Below are 255 nucleotides of genomic sequence, written 5' to 3' on the forward strand. Positions count from 1 at the left end.
AGATCATGATGGCGCCGGTTTCGGTTTGCCACCAGGTGTCCACGATCGGGGTGTTGTCGGCGCCGATGACGTGCCGGTACCAGCGCCAGGCTTCGGGGTTGATGGGTTCGCCGACGGTGCCGAGCAGCCGGAGGCTGGACAGGTCGTGGGCGTCGGGGATCTCGCGGCCCCATTTCATGAAGGTGCGGATGAGGGTGGGGGCGGTGTAGTAGATGGTGACGCCGTACTTTTCGATGATCTGCCAGTGGCGGTGCT

At 64.3% G+C, this 255-nt stretch carries 1 protein-coding gene; it reads right to left on the reverse strand.

Annotated elements, in window-relative coordinates; all coding sequences use genetic code 11:
- Positions 1–255, reverse strand: a 255-nt coding sequence (locus tag IU459_RS38040; RefSeq protein ID WP_195134364.1) for an AMP-binding protein, incomplete at both ends; no start/stop codon positions are given.

Origin of the sequence: Nocardia amamiensis (genome assembly GCF_015477605.1) — a bacterium.
In the GTDB taxonomy this organism is placed as follows: Bacteria; Actinomycetota; Actinomycetes; order Mycobacteriales; family Mycobacteriaceae; genus Nocardia; species Nocardia amamiensis_A.